Annotated in this window: 3 protein-coding genes; 2 read left to right on the top strand and 1 reads right to left on the bottom strand. The window is 58.0% G+C overall.

Annotated features, from left to right (window positions below; translation table 11 throughout):
• Positions 1–308 precede the first annotated feature (308 nt).
• The gene (locus RXV88_RS23200) at positions 309–1133 is read right to left on the bottom strand and encodes a methyltransferase domain-containing protein (RefSeq protein ID WP_316296090.1); all 825 of its coding nucleotides are present in this window, start codon (positions 1131–1133) and stop codon (positions 309–311) included.
• Between the two features lie 574 nt (positions 1134–1707).
• Between RXV88_RS23200 and RXV88_RS23195 the strand changes: the two genes are divergently transcribed.
• Complete coding sequence (locus RXV88_RS23195) at positions 1708–2652, top strand: 2-dehydropantoate 2-reductase (protein ID WP_316296089.1); 945 nt, start codon at positions 1708–1710, stop codon at positions 2650–2652.
• 468 nt (positions 2653–3120) lie between these two features.
• Positions 3121–4131 carry a carbohydrate kinase family protein gene (locus RXV88_RS23190; RefSeq protein ID WP_316296088.1) on the top strand — a complete coding sequence of 337 codons (1011 nt, stop codon included), beginning with the start codon at positions 3121–3123 and terminating at the stop codon, positions 4129–4131.
• Positions 4132–4329 lie beyond the last annotated feature (198 nt).

Below are 4329 nucleotides of genomic sequence, written 5' to 3'. Positions count from 1 at the left end.
TTCTTGCGCGCCGTGGGTCAGGCTGACCGAACTGTCCATGTCGAGCGTGATCCATTTGGGTGGGGTTGCGGCATGAATCCGGTCGTGTCTGACGCCAGGGCCTCCGACGACTGGTGTGAGATCGTGGCGGCCTGAGGACGCATTCGGAAGATGCTGACGGCCACCCCTAGTTGCAGTGACAGTGCTGGTCGATTGGTTCAACAACCGCCGTCTGCTGGAAACCATAGGAAACATCCCGCCAGCAGAGGCCGAGGGAAACTAATACGCAGCTCTGGAAAGATCAGACATGGCCGCGTAACTAAGACAAATCAGCTTCCGGCAAACCCGGCGCGGTTCGGTTCCAGCTTCCGGCCTGAAACGACGAACTGCGGGGATACGACTAGGTAGGTTCCATCTGCGTAAGCTTGTTCGATCTGTTCGACGACCAAGTCCACGTCGCCAAGGTCAATCAAGCCGCTCTCACGAGCATATTTTGACATGTTTCGGATCATGCCCAAAAGGCGACCATCTACGTCTGCCTTTGCATGGATCGATACTTCCAAATCCTGGAAACCAGCCTCTCTGAACGCGCGGTAGAGCCTTCTACCCATATCCGAATTCTTGCACGCGTGTGATGCCGCCTTCACGAATGACCGCCAGAGATCATGATCGATTGGTTCCGCCGCCATTAAGAACCAATCGCCATCGATTGCGTGGGCGATGCCGTCAGGCCTAAGAACTCTGTGGAACTCTGATAGGGTTGCGACCGGGTCATCCACATACATGATCGTGTTGCGCGCGGTGACTCGGTCCAGTGAGGCCTCTGCAAACGGCAGTGAGACACCTTCATTTTGGTGCACCGCTACGCGATCCGAAACACCGGCCTGAGCGGCATTCTCCCGAGCGATCTGGAGAAACTCGGCATTGATGTCGATCGCATGGACTTTGCCTTTGGGCCCAACCCGCCTCGCAAGTTCAACGGCGATCTTCCCTGGCCCACAGCCGAAATCGGCGACTGTCGCGCCATCGAAAATCTGAGCAGCCTTGTAGAGTTCGTCGGCTGCCGCGTCCCAACCGAAGCCCGCCCTGTAGCTTTTCATCCGATCCGTATCAATTTCGCGCCAATGCGATTTGTAAAATGGCTCGTCGGTCAAAGTCGTTCGCCTTCGTTTTTAGATTAAGGCAGGGTAACACACGGCGAGCTCCAAAGGCAGGTTTGTCCGCTTCTCAGCCATCCGGTTATTTCCGACCTATGTCCGCCGCCGGTAAGAAGCGGTCGTTCCCGACCCAAACCGCGTTCAGACGGCCGCAGATGACTGGCTACCTTGGCAGACCAGTCATCCGACTAAAACCGTCAGATGTCGGCGTCGAGCCCAAAGTGACAGTTCGCACAGACAGCGGCGTCTGTCGCGCAGGGCGGAGAGCGGCCGTTCTCTGCGCTTGGCACCAAGGTCCGCTCTGTAGGGATTGTGTTGAAAAACTCTGCAACTCGAAATTGGCGTTGAAAATCTGGAATTCTGCTCTCCCAGATTCCCTTTTAGCAAACGTTGTTTGCGAAGAGGCCGCTTCTCGGGAAGATGTTCTGCCAATCCGACCTTCCGAGGCGGGACACGGAGTTTTTCAACACAATCTAGGCGAAGCTACTTTTCCTTCAGTCGTTGCAAAGCTCTGTTGCCAGCCGATACCTATGATAGGCATCGTGGATGCAGGATGATCTTGGAGGGACGCATGAGGATCGCGGTGATGGGCGCGGGGGCGCTGGGAGGCTACTTCGGAGGACGCCTGGCGGCGGCGGGGCACGAGGTCACGCTGATCGCGCGGGGAGCCCATCTCGCGGCGATCCGCTCGAAGGGGCTGCGGATTCTGAGCCCGCACGGCGACCTGCACGTCACCGAAATCGCGGCAACCGACGATCCCGGCGCGGTGGGGCCTGTCGACGTGATCATGTTCATGGTTAAGAACTATGATGTCGATGCCGGCGCTCAGGCAATCGCACCGATGCTCGGAACTGACACGATGGTGGTCACCTGCCAGAACGGGGTCAGCGCCCATGAGCGGCTGGGCGCTGTCATAGGGGCCGAGCGCGTTGTTCCGGGCGTGGCGCGCATTCCCGCTGACGTGCCCGAGCCCGGCGTCATCAACCACTCGGCCATGTGGGACACGCTGTCGTTCGGCGACGTGGATGGGCGGTTGACAGCACGGATTGAAGAGTTCCGCGACGCGATACTCGGCGCTGGAGCAACGGCGGTGGTACCGGAGAGCATCCTGCACGATTTGTGGGAGAAGTTCATCTCGCAGGCGACGCTCGCTAGCCTGACGACGCTCACCCGGCTCGACATCGGCCCGCTGCGGCACAACCCGGACAGTCGGGCGTTGTTCCTCGCCGCGATGGAGGAGACCGAGCGGGTCGGGAGGGCGGTGGTGCCAGACCTGCCTACCGGGCTGGTGGAGAAGGCCTGGAAAATTATTGGAACCCTGCCCGACACGATGCATGCCTCGATGCTTGACGATCTAAACGCCGGCAAGCGGTTAGAAGTCGACTACCTTAGCGGTGACGTGGTTCGGTTGGGGCGGGAGCATGGCGTCCCGACACCGATCCACGAAGTCTTCCGGGCGGCGCTCCAACCCTTCAAAGATGGACCTCCCGGAAACGTGCCCCGGGCGTCGGCATAACCATCTCCGCGGAACCACGATCCTTTGGCTCAACGGGTGCGGACGGGAAAATGCAGAGTGCCACTGACAAAACGACCCGCCAGACCATCCTGATCTTTCGAAGCGGCCCGTCACTGTTCTTTGGTCGAACGGCTGTTCTGGCCCAATAGCTGCAGTTGTATGGATTGGCGTTAGCGGCAGCTTCGTCCGCAAGCCGGTCGTAGCCCCGTTATTGGCAAACGTCCGGAGACGGTCGAAGCTGCCGTTCGGGCGTCGCTCACCGGATTTGTCCGCCCTGACGGCTGCTTGCCGCCGTACAGAGGTCATCTGATCATTTTGCTCATATGTCACGGACGAGCCCGGAGCAGACGACTTCAAAAATCTCGGGCCATCTACCTTAGTTCTCGCGACCGGCGTATCCAGAGGCAGGCGCTGAGGCCCAAGATGTGCTATTCTTCGGTGCGCACCCGGTTCGCAAGAGATAAAAGCATGCCCCAGACGGCCCAACCCGACAGGAAAAGGAAGGGAATTGCCTGCGCGGGAAACTGGATTCTAGACACCGTTCATACAATTTCGCACTGGCCCGAGAAATCGGGGTTGGCGATTATTGAATCGCAGCACATCGACCTTGGCGGTGGCCCGGCAAATGTTGCTTTGGGCCTCAAAGCCATAGGCGCTTCCTACCCCATTATTCCAATCGGACTAATCGGCGCAGGGGCCATGGGCGACGAGGTCGTACGGCTCTGTGCCGAGGCTCGGTTGCCTATTAAAAGTCTGAGGCGGACGACGCGTGCGACGACTTCTCAGACCCATGTCATGAACGTTCAGGGCGACAGCCGTACTTTTTTTCATCATCGAGGTGCCAATAGCTTATTTGATGCGGATTCAATCAATATCGATTCATTTTCAGTTTCCGGTATCAAATTATTTTATCTCGGCTATTTGACCTTGCTCGACAAACTGGACGAGATACTGCCAACGGGCAAAACCGTAGCTGCTCAAGTTCTGGCGGAGATCCGCGCCAACGATATACAAACCTGCGTCGATCTCGCGTCGTTCAAATCAGACACGTATCGAGACGTCGTCAATGGGACGCTTGCCGCGATTGACTACCTATTTGCGAATGAACTCGAAGCCCAACAGGCGACTGGCGTGACGCTGACTTGCGGAGCAGACACCCAGAATATGATGGAAGCGGCACGCTTGTTGAAATCCGGCGGCGTGAGGCAGGCCGTCATTGTCCATTCCCCAAATAGTATTGTCTGGTACGGAAACGACGTTCAGTTGGCAGCGATTCCAGAACCAATTCCCACTGCGGAAATCATCAGCGCGGTTGGCGCGGGCGATGCTTTCGCCTCGGGAGTGATCCATGGCATCCACGAGGACTGGCCTGTTCAAAGTTGCCTCAAATTCGGGATGCGCACAGCGGCAGCTTGCCTGTCCGGCTACACCGCCACCGACGGTCTCAAAACGCTTACAGTTTCGGCGAACCCGCCATAAAAGCCGCCCGACAGACGATGGCGGGTTTGTCCGCAAGCCGGACCTAGCCTCGATTTTGGCGAACGTCTGGAGCCGGTGAAAGCTGTCGTTCGGGCGCGGCTCAGCGGTTTCGTCGGCTCTTACGGGCGTTGTTGCAAAAGTCTGTCGGCGAAGGATTCACTTCGTGAATCCATGCCGTTAGACGCGTTGTATGAACAA

The organism is Aestuariicoccus sp. MJ-SS9 (assembly GCF_032586235.1).
Taxonomy (GTDB): Bacteria; Pseudomonadota; Alphaproteobacteria; order Rhodobacterales; family Rhodobacteraceae; genus Aestuariicoccus.
This window is presented reverse-complemented; position numbering and strand designations above follow the sequence as displayed.

Coding starts and splice junctions, on each gene's coding strand:
- RXV88_RS23190 (WP_316296088.1), top strand. CDS start 3,121: ATGCCCCAGACGGCCCAACCCGACAGGAAAAGGAAGGGAATTGCCTGC.
- RXV88_RS23195 (WP_316296089.1), top strand. CDS start 1,708: ATGAGGATCGCGGTGATGGGCGCGGGGGCGCTGGGAGGCTACTTCGGA.